This window comes from Saccharothrix australiensis (assembly GCF_003634935.1).
GTDB lineage: Bacteria > Actinomycetota > Actinomycetes > Mycobacteriales > Pseudonocardiaceae > Actinosynnema > Actinosynnema australiense.
In genome coordinates this window covers 6,113,794-6,129,196 of the sequence record NZ_RBXO01000001.1, presented here as the reverse complement: position 1 = coordinate 6,129,196, position 15,403 = coordinate 6,113,794, and the positions used below count along the sequence as shown (strand labels likewise).

General features: G+C 74.0%; 14 protein-coding genes. 6 read left to right on the top strand and 8 right to left on the bottom strand.

The window, feature by feature from the left end; translation table 11 throughout:
* Positions 1–93 precede the first annotated feature (93 nt).
* Positions 94–747 (bottom strand): MOSC domain-containing protein, encoded by a 654-nt coding sequence (locus C8E97_RS25850; RefSeq protein ID WP_121008046.1) that lies wholly within the window; start codon positions 745–747, stop codon positions 94–96.
* A 100-nt stretch (positions 748–847) separates the two neighbouring features.
* Here C8E97_RS25850 and C8E97_RS25845 point away from each other — a divergent pair, with 100 nt between their 5' ends.
* Entirely contained in the window at positions 848–1,570 is a 723-nt protein-coding gene (locus C8E97_RS25845) for a hypothetical protein (RefSeq protein WP_121008045.1), read from the top strand.
* Positions 1,571–1,603: 33 nt separating this feature from the next.
* Here C8E97_RS25845 and C8E97_RS25840 read toward each other — a convergent pair whose 3' ends face one another.
* Positions 1,604–2,776, bottom strand: coding sequence for a helix-turn-helix domain-containing protein (locus C8E97_RS25840; RefSeq protein WP_211347136.1), 1,173 nt, complete (start codon positions 2,774–2,776; stop codon positions 1,604–1,606).
* A 271-nt stretch (positions 2,777–3,047) separates the two neighbouring features.
* Between C8E97_RS25840 and C8E97_RS25835 the strand changes: the two genes are divergently transcribed.
* Both C8E97_RS25835 and C8E97_RS25830 read left to right on the top strand, forming a co-directional pair.
* Positions 3,048–3,392, top strand: coding sequence for a hypothetical protein (locus tag C8E97_RS25835; protein WP_147455236.1), 345 nt, complete (start codon positions 3,048–3,050; stop codon positions 3,390–3,392).
* On the top strand, positions 3,389–3,691 hold the full coding sequence (locus C8E97_RS25830; RefSeq protein WP_246019165.1) for a hypothetical protein: 303 nt from the start codon (positions 3,389–3,391) through the stop codon (positions 3,689–3,691). The genes C8E97_RS25835 and C8E97_RS25830 overlap by 4 nt, the downstream gene beginning before the upstream one ends.
* A gap of 110 nt (positions 3,692–3,801) precedes the next feature.
* Here the strand turns inward: C8E97_RS25830 and C8E97_RS25825 are convergent, their stop codons facing one another.
* From C8E97_RS25825 to C8E97_RS25805, 5 genes are all read right to left on the bottom strand, one after another.
* A complete protein-coding gene (locus tag C8E97_RS25825; RefSeq protein WP_121012382.1) occupies positions 3,802–4,488 on the bottom strand; it encodes a peptidylprolyl isomerase in 687 nt (228 codons plus the stop codon).
* Between the two features lie 65 nt (positions 4,489–4,553).
* Positions 4,554–7,475 (bottom strand): ATP-binding protein, encoded by a 2,922-nt coding sequence (locus tag C8E97_RS25820; protein WP_121008042.1) that lies wholly within the window; start codon positions 7,473–7,475, stop codon positions 4,554–4,556.
* A gap of 84 nt (positions 7,476–7,559) precedes the next feature.
* On the bottom strand, positions 7,560–7,769 hold the full coding sequence (locus C8E97_RS25815; RefSeq protein WP_121008041.1) for a hypothetical protein: 210 nt from the start codon (positions 7,767–7,769) through the stop codon (positions 7,560–7,562).
* Positions 7,766–10,654 (bottom strand): type 2 lanthipeptide synthetase LanM family protein, encoded by a 2,889-nt coding sequence (locus C8E97_RS25810; RefSeq protein WP_121012379.1) that lies wholly within the window; start codon positions 10,652–10,654, stop codon positions 7,766–7,768. Before C8E97_RS25810 ends, C8E97_RS25815 begins: the two co-directional genes overlap by 4 nt.
* Before the next feature lie 215 nt (positions 10,655–10,869).
* The gene (locus C8E97_RS25805; protein ID WP_147455235.1) at positions 10,870–11,421 is read right to left on the bottom strand and encodes a hypothetical protein; all 552 of its coding nucleotides are present in this window, start codon (positions 11,419–11,421) and stop codon (positions 10,870–10,872) included.
* A 43-nt stretch (positions 11,422–11,464) separates the two neighbouring features.
* Between C8E97_RS25805 and C8E97_RS25800 the strand changes: the two genes are divergently transcribed.
* Positions 11,465–12,058: an enoyl-CoA hydratase/isomerase family protein gene (locus tag C8E97_RS25800; protein ID WP_147455234.1), complete on the top strand. Its 594-nt coding sequence runs from the start codon at positions 11,465–11,467 to the stop codon at positions 12,056–12,058.
* Between the two features lie 301 nt (positions 12,059–12,359).
* On the opposite strand, the gene C8E97_RS25790 is transcribed toward C8E97_RS25800, so the two are convergent.
* The gene (locus tag C8E97_RS25790) at positions 12,360–13,007 is read right to left on the bottom strand and encodes an LPXTG cell wall anchor domain-containing protein (RefSeq protein WP_121008038.1); all 648 of its coding nucleotides are present in this window, start codon (positions 13,005–13,007) and stop codon (positions 12,360–12,362) included.
* A 695-nt stretch (positions 13,008–13,702) separates the two neighbouring features.
* On the opposite strand from C8E97_RS25790, the gene C8E97_RS25785 reads away from it, so the two are divergent.
* Complete coding sequence (locus C8E97_RS25785; RefSeq protein ID WP_121012376.1) at positions 13,703–14,644, top strand: amino acid ABC transporter permease; 942 nt, start codon at positions 13,703–13,705, stop codon at positions 14,642–14,644.
* Positions 14,644–15,396 (top strand): amino acid ABC transporter ATP-binding protein, encoded by a 753-nt coding sequence (locus C8E97_RS25780; protein WP_170212156.1) that lies wholly within the window; start codon positions 14,644–14,646, stop codon positions 15,394–15,396. Before C8E97_RS25785 ends, C8E97_RS25780 begins: the two co-directional genes overlap by 1 nt.
* Positions 15,397–15,403 lie beyond the last annotated feature (7 nt).

Here is a 15,403-nt window from a genome sequence, read left to right as displayed (position 1 = left end):
CTCGGGGCGGTGCGGGGTCGGTCCGGGGTGAGGCCGCTTCGGGAGTGGTGCCGCTGCGCGGTGGTGCGGAGTCGGTTCGGGGTGGTGCGGTGACTACACGGGGTCGGACGCCACTCGCCGCTCGACGCGGTCGCGCACGACGTCGGTGAGGTGCTCACCGGCGGCGAGCAGGCTCGGCAGCAGTTCGGGTTCCAGCATGAGCGCCCGGAACGCGAGTCGGATCGTCACGTCGTGGTCCGGGCGCTCGACCAGCACGGCCGGGTCGCCCGCGGCGATGACGCCCGGTTCGAGGACGCGGAAGTACGCGCCCGTGAGCGCTTTGCGGGTGAAGCGCTTCACCCAGCCGGGTTCGCCCATCTTGCCGGCGAACGTCTGGCAGGGGACGCGGGGATGCGTGACCTGGAGCAGCGCGGTACCCATCCGCCACCGCTCGCCGATCCGGGCGTTCGTCAGGTCCACGCCCACCGTGGTCAGGTTCTCGCCGAAGCTGCCCGGTGGCAGGTCGCGGCCCAGTTCGGCCGCCCAGTCGTCGAGGTCCTCCCGCGCGTAGGCGTAGACCGCTTGGTCGGGACCGCCGTGGTGGCGGTGGTTGGAGATGTGGTCGCCCGCCAGACCGCTGCCCACCTCGGCCGGTGCGCTGACGTGGACGGGGGTGTCGACGGGGCGCTTGTCGATGCCGGTGTGACCCAGCGGGGCGTGATCGGATTCGGTGCGTTCGCCGGTGTTCACCGATAGCACATGAGGCATGGTACGAACCGTAGCCGAGGTGGTTCGCGGGTTCGCACTCCTTATCGGGTGGGGGTGCGGGAAGATGAACGCCGTTCACCGTTTCGTGGGGGAAGAAGTCATGCGCAGGTCCGTGGTCCCGTTGCTGTTGTGCGCCGGTCTGCTGGCGGGGTGCGCGGAGCCGACACCGCTGCCGGCCGCGACGCTGGAACCGGTGGCGCCCGACGCGGCGTCGCTGGTGGCGTCGCTGGTGTCGCGGTCGACCGCGCAGCACTCGGTGCGGTTCGACGCCGAGACCACCCTGTCCGGGCGGCGCGTGCGGGTCGACGGCGAACTGGTGCGCGCCCGCGAGGGCCGGCTGGTCGCGTTGCGCGAGGACGCCGTCGACGTGGTGGTGCTGCCCGACGCCGGGTACGCCAGGACGGGCGCGGCGGCTTGGTCGCGGCTCGGTCGGTCGGACCGCGCGCCGGTGAAGTCCGGCACCGCGGTCGAGGGCATCCCGGACGAGGTCGACCCCGGATCGGTCGTGGGCGCGCTGCGCGGCTCGCTGATCGTGGCGACCGGCGACGAGGAGGTGGACGGCGTGCCCACCCACCGGTACACGATGCTGGTCGACCTGCGGGCGCAGGCCGAGCAGACGGCGGACCTCGCGCTCCGGTCGCACCTGCTGGCCGCGTACGACTCGGGTTTCACGGCGACGGCGGTGGTCTGGGTCGGTCCCGGCGACCTGCCGGTGCGCGTGGAGCAGACGTTGAAGACGTTGGAGGAGAAGGTCTTCCGGCGCAGCGTGCACCGGTTCGCGGGGTGGAGCTCGGACATCCGGATCGTCGCGCCGGTTGGCTGACGGCGGGTCCGTGTGCGGTGGCCCTGCTGTCGGTCACACGGTGACGCCGGCCGACTTCGCGAGCTTCGTCAGCCTCGGGTTGCTCCTCCTGTGGAGGGAGATGAGCACGCGCAACAGCTCTTGGCTGTGCGGGTGCACCTTCGCCAGCTGCGGGGCCGACCCCCAGGCGCGGGTGAGCGACTCCAGAGCGCCGTCCCGGTCGCCGAGCGCGAGTTTCGCCCTGGCCTCGTTCAGGTGCAGGGGACCGGTTCTGGTCGCCGGGAGAGTCGGCGGGTGTCGGTTGAGCTGGTCCGCCACTTCCAGGGCCTTCCGGTGCTGGTCCAGGTCCACGGACGTCGCGACGAGGTGATGTGCGGTGTTCTCCGGGCCGAAGTGTATGCCGTGCAGTCGCACGTCTTCGGGCAGCTCTCCGGCCCGACGCCACGCCGCCGCCGCGTGCCGCTCGGCTTCGGCGCGGTCACCCAGCCGCCCGGCCAGCGTGAGGCCGCGGAGGTGCAGTTGCCCCACGCCGAACGTCCTCTCCAGTCCGCTCGTGGTGGACTCGGCTTCGACGATCGCGCGGTCGACGACCGCCAACCCGCCCTCGAAATCGCCCGAGTTGAGGAACACCCCGGCCTCGTCCCGCGCGGCGACGGTGGCGACCAGCGGCGTCGCCCGCTCCGCCGCCAACCGCTGCTTCACGACGGCCAGTTCCGCGAGATCCATCCAACGATGTCGGGCCGCGAGCCAATAAACCGCGCTGTAGATGTCGGCGACGATCGCCCACGCCGGGGGCGTGCCGACCGCGTGGGCGTGATTCGTCGCGTTGGCCAGCAAACCGGGCGTCTTCCGAAGAACTTCGGAGAGCTTCGCATTTGACCGGAGAGTGGTCAGCTCGTCCAGTTCGCGGGTGAGGAGCGCGAAGTCGGCCGACGCTTCGCCGGGCAGGTCGAACCGACGGATCGACGACCGTAGTTCCTTGAGGTGTTCCTCGCTGTTGGGCGTCGGCTGTGCTCGCCCCAGCACCTCGTCGAGCGTGACGCTCATGGCCCGGCCGAGGGCTGCGGCGACTCCCTGGCTCAGCGCCCGGTCACCGATTTCTATCTTGCTCAGCAGGGACACGGACACGCCGGCCCGACGGGCGAGCGTCGCCTGACTCATGCCGCGCTGCTTGCGCAGAAGCGCGACGTTCCTTCCCGGTCCGGGTGTTCCAGTGTCACCGCTCATGGCCGAAGCCTTCCCGTAGTCGGTGCCTCCCATGCATGGTCTTACCGTTGCGTAGCCGATCGGTCACCGCCTGTGCAAGTTGACCGGTGGATGTTGATGTTCGCTCATTGAGTCGCCCCGCTTCGCCGGCCCCTCCCTCCGGCCGGGGCGGTTCGTGGACCCCGCCACCGGGGAGTCGGTCGAGGAGGTTCACCTGCGTGCACCGGCCGAGGCCACCACGGACCCCGGCTTGGTGCGTGAGTGGTGGGGCGCGCAGCGGGCCGGCGGTCCCGTGGTGCTGGTGGTGACCGGACCGTCGGTCGGTGTGGTGTCCGTTCGCAGGGAACGAGCCGAGGCGCTGGTCGGACACCAGTGGTTCCGGCACCGGCCGACGCCGGTGGCGACCGCTTTGGCCCTGCCGATCGACTTCTTCCTCGTCCGGCCTCCCTTTCCACCAGGGCTGACGCGCGACGACGTGCGGATCTTCACGGATGGCTCGGTGCTGCCGTTGCCGCCGACCTCCGTCGCCGGGATCTCGATCAGCTGGTTGGTGACGCCTGACGCGTGCGGGCGCGTGCTGTTGCCCGCCGTGGAGTTGGCGGAGCTGCTGACGAGCGTGGAGGCGCAAACCTCATGATCGACTCCGTCGAGTCCGAACCGTTGTGGGATGAGGCCGGGTTCACCGCGTTCCTGGAAGGGCCGGCGGTCGACGACGCCCCTCGGTTGTTCGCGGTGGCTGTGGAGTACGGCCACCGCCACGACGGCCACATCGCCGCCTACGGCATGGCTTTTCACGACCACGCTGAGATCATTTCCACCGACGGCGACTTCCGGGCACGTCTCCACACGCCCGAGAGCGCCCTGACCTACTTCCGAGACGACAACGACACCACGCCCCGGCTCGTTTGGCTGTCCGGCACGCGCAAAAGGACTTGAGCGGAAAGAAAAAGATTCCTCGCCGGACGGCAGGCCACCGAGGATGGGGGCACTGCTTAAAGCTGCGCTTGAAGCAGTGCGCGGTGGTGTGGAAGGGCGGGTGGTGGGGGTCAGCAGGTGCGCTTTGCGCGGCTGATGTCCACCGGCGTGGCGGGGCGGCCGTCGACGGGGGTCGGGTTGTCCGGTGTGGGTGCGATGCCGGCTGCCGCGATCCGGTCCAGGGTGGCCAGGCCGGCCGGCTCGACGGTGCCGAAGACGGTGTAGTGGGGTCGCAGCGTCGAGTCCGAGGTGACCAGGAAGAACTGGCTGCCGTTGGTGTCCGGGCCCGCGTTGGCCATCGCCAGGGTGCCGCGCGGGTAGATGCGGCGTTCGCCGGTCGGGTCGTTCGGCGCGGGCTTGAGGTCGGTGGGCAGTTCGTCCTTGTACTTGTAGCCCGGTCCCCGTTCGCCGGTGCCGGTCGGGTCGCCGCACTGGAGGACCTTGAGGGTCGGGTAGGCGGTGAGGCGGTGGCAGGTGGTCCGGTCGTAGAACTTCTTCGTCACCAGGTGCAGGAAGCTCTGGACGGTGCACGGGGCCTGCGCGCGGTCCACCACCAGGGGGATGGGGCCCTGGTTGGTCTTGAGCACCACGTCGACCTTGCCCTTGGCCGGCGTGCGCCTCGGGTCCGGTGGGAGCTTCACCGGGCGCGCCGGTGGGTCGTCGGGGGTCTTCGCGTAGGCGCACGGCCCCTTCGTCACGTCCGGGTCGCGGGCCGTCGTCGCCGCGTCGTCGGACGCTTGGGCGACGCCGCCGCCCATCACCACCGCCAGCACCAGTGCCAGGAGAAGTCTCACGTGACGTTCCTAGCGAACGGCCCGGTCGGCTACCAGGGCCGGTCGGGGGGTCCGAGGTCGGCCGCCAGGCTGCTCAGGGACTCGCGGTCCGGTCGGGCGGTCTTGGTGATCAGGCTCGCCACGTGCTTCTCCACCGTGCGCGGCGAGATGTGCAGGCGGGTCGCGATGGCCTTGTTGCCCAGCCTGCCCGCGAGGAGCCGGAGCACCTCGAACTCCCGCACGGTGACGCCCAGCGCCCGCAGCTCGCGCGGCACCTGGTCCGAGCCCGTCCGCCGCTGGGGCACCGAGGCGCCCAGCTGCCTGAGCAGGCCGCGGCAGGCGCTGGCCACCGCGGGCACGCCGGACTGGTGGAAGTGCTCCTCCGCGCCGCGCAGCCAGCCGACCGGCTCACCCCAGCCGTCGCCGATCGCGGCCTCCGCCACCAGCCGCAGGCCCAGGTGCCGGGCGAGCGGGTAGATGGTCGCGGCGTCCTTCGCCGCCCGCACCGCCGCCGCGGCCTCGGCCTCCCGCCCGTCGCGGCCCAGCAGGACGGCCAGCGCGAACTGGCCGAACACCCGGTTCCACCGCATGCCCGCGGCAGCCGAGCGCGTGGCCAGCCGGTAGCCCGCGTGGTCCAGCTCGCCGGACAGCGCGGCCAGCAGCAGGCTCAGGCCGTGCGTACCGGACAGGTGGAACGTGGTCGGCGCCTCCGCCTCGTAGGACACGGCGCGGGCCAGGTCCTGCGCCGCCAGGTCCCGGTCCTCCTCCAGCAGCGCGCAGAACGCGCGGGCGAGGCCGAAGCAGAGCGGGCGCTCCTGCGAGCCGACGCCGCCCAGGTCGTCGAACTCCGCGAGCGCGGCGTCCAGCTCGGACCGCCTGCCCCGGTGCGCCGCGGCGGTGGCCTGCGCCATCAGCACGTAGAGCGTCATGGCGTCCAGGTGCAGGCGTCGGGTGCCCTCGCCGCAGCGGGCCAGCCTCTCCTCCGCCGCGGCGTACTGCCCGCGCAGCACGGCGTCCAGCCCGAGGATCGCGTCCACGTTGTACGCCACCGTGATCGCGCCCACGCGCAGTGCCTCCTCGCGCGCCTCCACCAGCCGCTCCGACGAACCCTCGGCCAACCAGTCGATGCCCGCCAGCCGGACCGCCGCGTACGTGCGCTGGATGGGCAGCCGGTGCTCCTCGGCCAGCTGCCTGGCCCTGGTGAAGTGGTCCGCCGCCTCGCCCAGGTCCCGCTCGCGCGCCAGGATGCCCAGCAGCTGCCACGCCTCGCAGCCGACCTGCGGCAGCGCGGCCCGGCGGGCGGCCTCGGCGGCCTTGCGGGCCAGCACCTCGGCGGACGCGATGCGGTCCGGGCGCTGGGCGTCGAGGGTGAGGAACGCCGCCACCGCGTCGACGCGCGCGTGGTGCGCGTCGTCGTCCGGGCCGAGCAGGGCGCGTGCCGCGTCCACCTGCGCCATGCCCTCCGAGCACCGGCCCGCCAGCCACGCCACCCGCGCCAGCCCGGTGTGCAGCTCGGCCCGCCGGATGCGGTCCAGGCCCGCGGCGCTCAGCTCGGCGACCGCGTCGACCAGCTTGAACGCCCGCTCGAACTGGCCGGCCTCGCCGAGCGCGGGCAGCAGGGACGCCAGCACGTCGGCCCGGACGCCCACGTCGACCAGGCCCGCGGGCAGCCGGTGCGCCTGGTCGAGCAGGCGCACCGCCGAACCGGCCGCCCCGTCAGCCAGCGCGCGGCGACCGGCTTCCGCCAGCAGCGCGCCCGCCTCCGCCGTCTCGCCCGCGTCCAGGCGCAGGGACGCGACGAGCGGGCACCACTCGCCGGGCAGGCCGGGGTGCAGGCGCTCGACGGCGTCGGCGGTCCGCCGCGACACGTCCGCGCGGTGGGTCGGCGTGAGCTGCGCGAGCAGCGCCTCCGCCGTCAGCGGGTGGCGGAACGCGTACCAGTCGGGCACCGGCTCGTCCGGCGTCACCAGTTGCGCGGCCACGCCCGCGTGCAGGTGGGACAGCAGGGTCCGGTCGTCCATGCCGGTCACCGCGCGCAGCACCGAGAGCGGGAACCGGTGGCCCAGCACGGCGGCGACGGAGAGCAGCTCGCGGCCCTGCGGGCCGAGGCGGTCGGTGCGGTGGGCGATGGAGCGCACCAGGGCCGTCGGGACGTCGACGCGCAGCTCGCCCAGCACCCGCCAGCCGTCCGGCCCGCGCACCAGCAGGCCGCCGCCGACCAGGCTGTGCAGCAGCTCCTCGACGACGAACGGGTTGCCCGCGCTGTCCGCCCACAGGCGCTCGGCCACCGCGTCGGGCACCTCGGCGGCGTCGACCTCCAGGCACGACGCGACCATCCGGCGCACCTGCGCCTCGTCGAGCCTGCGCAGCTCCAGCAGCGTGCCCGCGTCCCGCTGCGCCGCGAGGCGGACCACGTCGAGCGTCGGTCCGGGGTCGGCGCGGGTGGTGACCAGCAGCGCCGCGGGCACCGCGTCGAGGTTGTCCACCAGGTAGTCGATGACCGCCAGCGTCTCGGCGTCCGAGTCGTGCAGGTCCTCCAGCACCAGCAGGCACGGCTTGACGCGGCCGATCACCACCAGCAGGCGCAGCACCGCCTCCGCGAGGACCACGACCGAGTCGCCGCCCGGCCCCTCGCCGCCCCACTCGGGCACCAGCCGGCCCAGCACGGGCTGGTAGGGGCCGAGCTGCCGGGGGTCCGGCCCGTCGCCGCCGCGCACCAGCGACATCAGCGCCTCGGTCAACGGCCGGAACGGCACCATCGGCCCGATGGTCGAACCGCGCCCGCGCAGCACCCGCATCCCGCGGTCGAACGCCGCGCCCGCCGTCACCCGCGCCAGCCGCGTCTTGCCGATGCCGGGCTCGCCGACGAGGAACACGGCGCGCCCGCGTCGCGCGCCGGCGTCGGACAGGGCCTGGTCGAGCACCCGTAGCTCGGCGTCGCGGCCGACCACGACCGGCGCGCGGGTCTGCATGGGTGCCGACCTTAGCCAAGCGCACGCCGGACTGCCCGCACCCCCAGTCAGGACGGGCAGTCCGGCGTCGGGGTCACGCGCGCGTCACGAGATGACGGGCGCGCTCACCGAGGTGCTGTTGGCGAGGCCCGCGGTGACCACCGCGTACGCGCCGACGGCCAGGGTCAGGCCGGCCAGCGCACGCGCCCGCGCTCCTGCCCTGGACTTGCGGTGCAGCGCCATCTCCCCGGCGGGGTGGTCGCCGTCCTGGTCGTCGTGCCAGGTGGCGACCTCGTCGCGGTCGGCGTCGATCATCGGTGTTTCTCCTCGCGAGGGTAGGGATTTGCAGGGCTTTCGAGCAGGAGCACCGAGGGCGCCCGCTCGGGGAAACCGAGGCGGAGCAGGCCGTAGCCGATCCCGGACAGGCCGGTCAGCAGACCGGCCGACGGCACCCCACCGGGTGTGCCGCACCGGGCCCCGTACTGGTCCAGCGCGCCGAGCACGAGACCGGCGCGCCGGGTCAGCATCGCCCTCGCCAGGTCGTGGCCGCGCTCGGCGAGCACGGCCAGCGATTCGAGGACGCCCAGCTCACCGTGGCACAGGCTCAGGTCGCGCAGGGGTTCGTGCACCGCCAAGGCGTTCAGGCACCGGTCGAGGTGCAGCGTGTAGGTGTCGACCGGTTGATCGGGGTGGGCCGAATGGGCGAGCACCGCGCCGGACAGGCCGGAGCACCAGCTGTGGTCGGCCTCCGCCACGTCGAGCAGCCGTTGCCGCAGCGCACGGTCCGCCCGCAGGTGGGCGCGCCCGAGGACGCCGAGGCGGGTGTCCCGGCGGGCCCGCGCGTAGCGCAGCGCGGCCCAGCCGACGCCCGCCCGACCGCGCGCGAAACCGTCGCCCGCCGGTTCCGCGGTCAGCAGCCGCTCGGCGTAGCGGCGGGCCAGCCGGTCGGCGGCGGGCAGCCCGGCCTCCGCGTGCACGGCCAGCATCGCGGCCAGCCCGCCCGCGCAGCCCTCCACGATGCTCGCCGGTTCCGCACCGGCCGCTTCGACGGTCGCCGCGACGTCGACGGCCTCGGCCAGCCACCCGGCGATGTCGCCGTCGTCGAGCAGGTTCGCCAAGCGCGCCAACGCGTAGCAGATGCCGCCCAGCCCGTGGAACGCGCCGCCGCCCACGGCGGCCGCCAACTCCGGGTCGGCGGCGAACGCGCGCAGCAGCCCCGGCACCGGCGCGAGCGCGTCGCGCGCGAACTCGGTGTAGCGGGCGGCGCCGGTCAGCGAACCGAGCTGCGCCAGGAACAACGCCACCCCGGTGTAGCCGTTGGACAGGCCCGCGCCCATCGCGGCCACCGCCCAGTGCCGGTCGTCCACCAGCTCCAGGCCGACCCAGTTGACGCGCCTGCCGTCGGCGCTCGCCCGCGCCAGCACCTCGTCCGCGACGGCGCACGCCGCGCCGAGCAGCCGCTGCGGGTCCGGCACGCCCGCCTCCACCGGCGCGGGCACACCCGCGCCGGTGCGGTGGTCCACCGGTCGCGGCCGACCGGCCAGCGCGGCGCTGATCAGCCACTGCTGCTCGTGCCGGTCCACCTCGTCCAGGGCGGCGATCTTGGCCGACGCGGCCTGGAGGCCGGTCACCGGCAGCAGGTCGGGCAGCCGCTCGCCGGTCGCCGACCAGACGTCCCGGCTGCCCGGCCGGGTCGTGAACAGCGGCACGTCGCCCGCCCACAGGTCGGTCAGCTCGTGCGGCACCAGGGCGCGCAGCACGTCCTCCCCGGCGGACTCGTCCCACAGCAGGTCCAGCGCCAGCTCGCGGTCCCGCGCGCCGCGCAGCGCGTCCGGGTGGGTCGACTCGTCCAGCAGCGTCGCGTACAGCTGGGTCATGCGCGGCACGAACCGCACCGGCAGGTCGGCGAACGCGCGCAGCAGCCCGTCCTCGCCGAGCAGCTCGTCGCGGTGGTCGTAGAGGGCGTCGTAGCCGGCGCGGAACCCGGCCAGCAGCGCGCCCTGGTAGTCGGCGGGCTCGGCCTCCTCGCCTAGCACGGTCGGCCGGTTCGGCGCGGGCGGCAGCGGGACGGGCTCGCGCACCAGGCGCATCCGGTCCGTGCCGGGGTGCCGCCACGCCACGCCGTCCGCCGGGAACCGGTCGCCGTGGTCGCCGCCCACCCCGCCGATGTCCAGCGCGCCGTGCTCGCCCAGCAGCACGTGGGGCAGGACGGCCGTGCGGTGCACCGAGCGGGCCAGCGCCCGCGCCGCCGGGTCGGGCGCGACGCCGACGGTGGGGTGGAACAGCGTCTCGACGTCCACCAGCACCGGCTGGTCGCCGCACGCGATCAGGTTCTCGTAGTGCATGTCCGTGCCGTCCACCGCGTACAGCAGCGCGATCAGCGCGCCGAGCCGGTGGTAGAAGCGGCCGACCTCGGCGACGTCGGCGCACGGCGCGTGCTCGACGAACTCCAGCCAGCCGTGGCCGGGCCGCACCAGCGCGCGCGGCACCCGCAGGCCCAGCCCAGTGTGGCCGTCGTACCACGCCAGCAACCCGGCGAACGCGGCGTGCAGCGCGACCGGGCGCGGCTTGTAGACGACCCGCCTGCCGTCCTGGAACGTCAGCACCGCCACGGCGCGCCCGCGCTGGTGGGCGTCGCCCCGGCCGGTCTCGACGGAGACCACCGGACCGGGGTCGCGGCCGCCCAGCAGGTCGCGCACGATCGCGGGGCGGTCCTCGGCGAGCCGGTCGAGCAGTTCGCGCTGCGCCTGGACGGCGTGCAGGCACGCCTGCCCGAGCAGGCGGGCGAGCACCGGGTACTTCGCGCACAGCTCCGCGAGGTCCAGCCGCCGCACGAAGTCGGCGAACCGCTCGTGCGGCGTGTCGCCCTCCAGCCGGCCCGCGAGGCGCCGGAGGTTCAGCTCCAGCACCAGGGCGCGCGCGGCGACGCGGGCCAGCCGGTGGCCGAGGCGGCGGGCGAAGTCGTCGTCCAGCCGGGGGTCCTCGGCGCGGGCGGCGAGCACCAGCGGGCGCAGGGCGAACGCGAACGCGTCGTCCCAGCCGCCGCCGGTGAAGTGTTCGTGGGCCGCGGTCGCGGTGGCGCGTTCCACGAACGCGGCCCACGCCGGCCGCCCTCGCGGGGCGTCCGGGTCCGGGGTGCCCGACCGCACGCCGCGGTGCCACCAGGAGGCGGGGAGCCGGTCTACGGCGGACGGGATCACGTCGCCCAACGTGTCACGCGACAGCGGCTCGCACATGGGTGGTGCGCCCCCAGATTTGCGAGCGGCCCGCGCGGACGCCGGGTGCGCGGGGCGGGTCGGGACGTGGTGCGCGGGTGCCCGCGCCGGTCGCGGGGGCGGGCGGCCGGTGTCGCGGTCGGGCGCCGGCGCCGGCCGGGGGTGGGCGGCCGGCCGGCGCGGTGGCGCGGGAGGTGCGGTCACCGCTTACAGTTGGCGGCCTGGTCGGCGGCGTCGGTGAACTCCTCGGGCAGCGAGACGACGGACATCTTCTCCACGGCGTCGTTCATCACCGTCACGGCCTCGGTCAGGTCCTGCGCGATCGAGTTGAACACGTCCGAGGTCAGCTCCGCCGCCCCGTCCACGGTGGACTTCGCGGAGACGAACTTGTCACGGGCCCTGGACAGGGGTTCGACGAGCACCTCGACGGCGGTGTCGGCGGCGGGCACGGGCGCCGGGGTCAGCTCGCCGAGGTCGTGTACGGCCACGTTGAGCACGTCCACCACGCGCCCGAGGGCGTCGCTGACGGACTTCTTCGCGGCGACCGGGTCGGCGGGCGTCCGGTCGAGCTGGACGCCGCCGGACGCGACCAGGAAGTTCGCGACACCGCAGAAGTTGTCCATCCACCGCACGACCTCGGGTGCCGCGGCGGCGGTGGTGGTGGTGGTCGGCGCGGCCACCGGCTTTCCCGCGACCGGGGTCGCGCACCCGGCCGTCGCCAGCAGCAGCGCGCACGCCAAGATCCGTCTCACCGGCAAGTTGTACCCCATATTTCACCCGATAGGGGTGCAGAGCATGCAACCGGGCGAAAACTCGGCCACGATGGGCTACCTGATGCCAGCCACAGTAGAAGTCACGCGTGGTGTCGCGGTCATCCGGGTGCGCCAACCGCTGTCGCCGGCCCGCGTGCGGGCCGCGTTGCCGGAGCTGCCCGACGTCGCCGCCCTGGTGCTGCACGGCGGCGAGCGCCCGCCGCCGCCGGACGCCGCGGCCCCCGAGTTCAAAGGTGCTGATTTCAAGGGCATGGCGCGGGTCGCGCCCGCCGAGCGGCGCGCGCACCTGCGGGAGCTGGACGCGCTGCGCGACGAGTTGGCGGCGCTGCCGGTGCCGGTGGTGGCGGCGATCGACGGCAGCGCGGTCGGCGACGTGGCCGAGCTGGCGATGGCGTGCGACCACCGGGTGCTCGCGGAGGGCGGCGACCTCGTCAGCATGACCGGCGGTCGGGTGCTGATGGTGCGCCGCGTGACCGCCGCCGAGGCGTTGCGCACCGGGATGGTCGACCAGGTCGTGGCGCGCGGCGCGGTGCTGTCGGCGGCGGTGGAGCTGGCGAGCCGCTGCCGGGCGGCGCGGGTCGGCCGGGTCCGGCGGGGCGCTCGCTCCCGCCCCTGACCGAAGCGGACGGGCGGGCAGGCGGTGTCGCCGCCGGGGCGAGCCGGGGTACCGCCGCGCGCAACGCCGTGGCCGCCGGTTCGACGGCGTCGAGCTGCACGGCGCGAACGGCTACCTGATCCACCGGTTCATCGCATCGAACACCCAACCTGCGCACCGACCGGTGGGGCGGCTCGGTGGACAACCGCACCCGGTTCGCGGCGGGGTCGGCCGCGCGGTGACGCGGCGGGCTGGACGGCCCTGGACGCGAACCGGCCCCGGTCCGCGCGGCAGCGGACCGGGGCCGGTCGGTCGGGTGCGACTACGCCTTCGCGCGGCGGCGCTGCACCACCAGGACGGCGACACCGCCGCCGAGCAGCACCAGGCCGATCACGAGCGGGATCGCGATGCTCGCGCCCGTGTTGGCCAGCCCGCCCTCGGCCGGGGGAGCGGTGGTCGTGGTCGGCGCGACGGCCGCGGAGCTGGACGGCGCGGGCGAGCTGCTCGGCGTGCTGGGCTCCACCGACGGCGTGCTCGGCTCGCTGCTGGGGGTGCTCGGCTCGCTGCTGGGCGTGCCGGGGGCGCTGGGCTCGGTCGTGGGCACGCGCTCCGCGCACACCGGGACGTCCAGCTCGCCCTCCTTGCTGGTGAACGAGTACTTGTCGTTGTCGGACGCCTTCACGACGACCTTGAACGAGTGCGGCGCGGTGGCGTCGCCGCCGTCGTACCGCTGGGCGAAGTCCGCGCCGAACGTCCTCTTGTCCAGCTCCTTGCCGTCGACGCTGACCGTCAGCTCGTTGCCCTGGCGGGCGTAGGACTTGAGGTCCACGTGCAGCACGGCCTTCTCGTCCACGCACTTGGCCCACACGGTCTTGTCGTGCGCCGAGGCGGGGAGGCTGGTGATCAGGCCGGTGGCCACGATGACCGCGGCGGCGCCGAGCGTCGCGCCGACGGTCCGTGCGAACTGCATGGGTACTCCTGGTGTGCAAATGTGCGGGAAGCGTCACCCTATCGGGGGTAAACCACTCGTCTGATCAAACCTGCAGGACGGCTGTTCGGGTGAAACCAGCCCGTTGTCGAACTGTGACTGCGCGGGCACCCGCCGTCGCGCCGAATCGGACGTACGGCGTGATCCGGGCGGCCGTGCGCTTGTCAAGCCGCCCCCGAAGCGTGGTTTCAGCCCGTGGGCAGCCCTTGTTCGCGCGGCGGCGGGGTGGCTACGTTTCGGCCGGTCGGGTGATCAACCCGTCGGCCCACCGCCTGGAAGGGGAAGCGCGCGATGGCCGTCCTCCGCTCCCGTAGGCACGTCGACTTCGGCCGGGTCTCCAGCGCGATCTGTCGCCGCTCCTGAACCGAGCGCGCCACGCCGGACCGCGGGCACCCGCACGGGGCTGATCGCAGTCCGGTCGCGTCGCAGTCCGGTCGCGTCGCGGGCGGTCCGTTCCGGCGCGGTCCGGGCTTGTCACGGGCCGGTTCCGGCGCCGTCCGGGCTCGTCGCGCGCCGGTTCCGCCGCGCGCCGGTTCCGCCGCGTACCGGTCGTGTCGAGGCCCGGTGCCCTGCGCGCCGGTCGCGTCACGAGCGCCGCCACCACCTCGGCCGCCACCTCCGCCACCACACCGCACCCGCCGCCGTCCCGCGCGGCGGGCTTCCCGAAGGACGCCACCATGAGCGTTTCGGACCCCACCGTGAGCGTTCCGGACACCGCCCGGCCCAGCCGCGGCGGCGCCGGCACCCGCGCGCCGGACGACGACCTGTCACGGCTGCGGGTAGTGCCCGCCCGCCACCCGTGGCGGTGGGTCGGCATCGCCGTGGTGCTCGTCCTGGTCGCCCAGTTCGTCCACGGCCTGGCCACCAATCCGGGCTGGGACTGGCCGACGTTCGCCCGGTACTTCACCGCCGAGTCGATCCTGCGCGCCGTCGGCGTGACGCTGGAGCTCACCGCGTACGGCACGGCGATCGGGTTCGCGCTGGGCATCGTGCTCGCGCTGATGCGGCTGTCCCGCAGCAGGTTCCTGGCCGCCGTGTCGTGGACCTACATCTGGGCGTTCCGGTCCATCCCGCTGATCGTGCAGCTGCTGTTCTGGTTCAACATCGCGTACCTGTACGAGGAGCTGCACTTCGGCATCCCGTTCGGACCGTCGTTCTTCGGCGTGCCGACCAAGGACCTGATCAGCCCGCTGGGCGCGGCCGTGCTCGGGCTCGGCCTGCACCAGGCGGCGTACGCGGCCGAGATCGTGCGCTCCGGCATCATCTCCGTCGACCACGGCCAGCTGGAGGCGGCGGCGGCGCTGGGCATCCCGCGCCACCGCCAGTTCCGCCGGATCGTCCTGCCGCAGGCGATGCGCTCGATCCTGCCGAACGCCGCGAACGAGGTCATCAGCCTGTTCAAGGGCACGTCCATCGTGTCCGTGGTGGCCATCGGCGAGCTGTTCTACCAGGTCCAGGTCATCTACGGGCGCAACGCGCGGGTCGTCGCGCTGCTCATGGTCGCGACCGCCTGGTACATCGTGCTGACCACCCTGCTGTCGATCGTCCAGCACTACGTGGAGAAGCGCTACGCCAAGGGCGCCACGCGCGACAAGGGGGGTCGGAAGTGGGCGAGGTGATGGTGGACCTGCGGGGCATCCACAAGTCCTTCGGCGGCAACGAGGTCCTGCGCGGCGTGGACCTCGTCGTGCGCACCGGCGAGGTGGTGGTCGTCCTGGGTCCGTCCGGCTCGGGCAAGTCCACGCTGCTGCGCGCCATCAACCACCTGGAGAAGGTGGACCGGGGGCTGGTCGCCATCGACGGCGAACTCGTCGGCTACCGCCGCTCGGGCGACAAGCTGCACGAGCTGCGCGAGCGGGAGATCCTCAAGCAGCGGACGCACATCGGGTTCGTCTTCCAGAACTTCAACCTGTTCCCCCACCTCACCGTCCTGGAGAACGTCACCGAGGCCCCGGTCTCGGCGCGGCGGCAGCCCGTGGCCGAGGCGCGTGCCCGCGCCCGCGCGCTGCTGGCGCGCGTCGGCCTGGCGGACAAGGGCGACGCCTACCCGCGTCAGCTGTCCGGCGGCCAGCAGCAGCGCGTGGCCATCGCCCGCGCCCTGGCGCTCGAACCCAAGGTGCTGCTGTTCGACGAGCCGACGTCCGCCCTGGACCCCGAGCTGGTCGGCGAGGTGCTCGACGTGGTCAAGGACCTGGCCGCGGGCGGCACCACGATGATCGTGGTGACGCACGAGATCGGCTTCGCCCGCGAGGTGGCCGACACCGTCGTGTTCCTGGACGGCGGTGTCGTCGTCGAGCAGGGCCCGCCCGGCGTCGTGCTCGACGCGCCGCAACACCCGCGCACGCGCGCGTTCCTGTCCAAAGTGCTCTGAGAGGAAG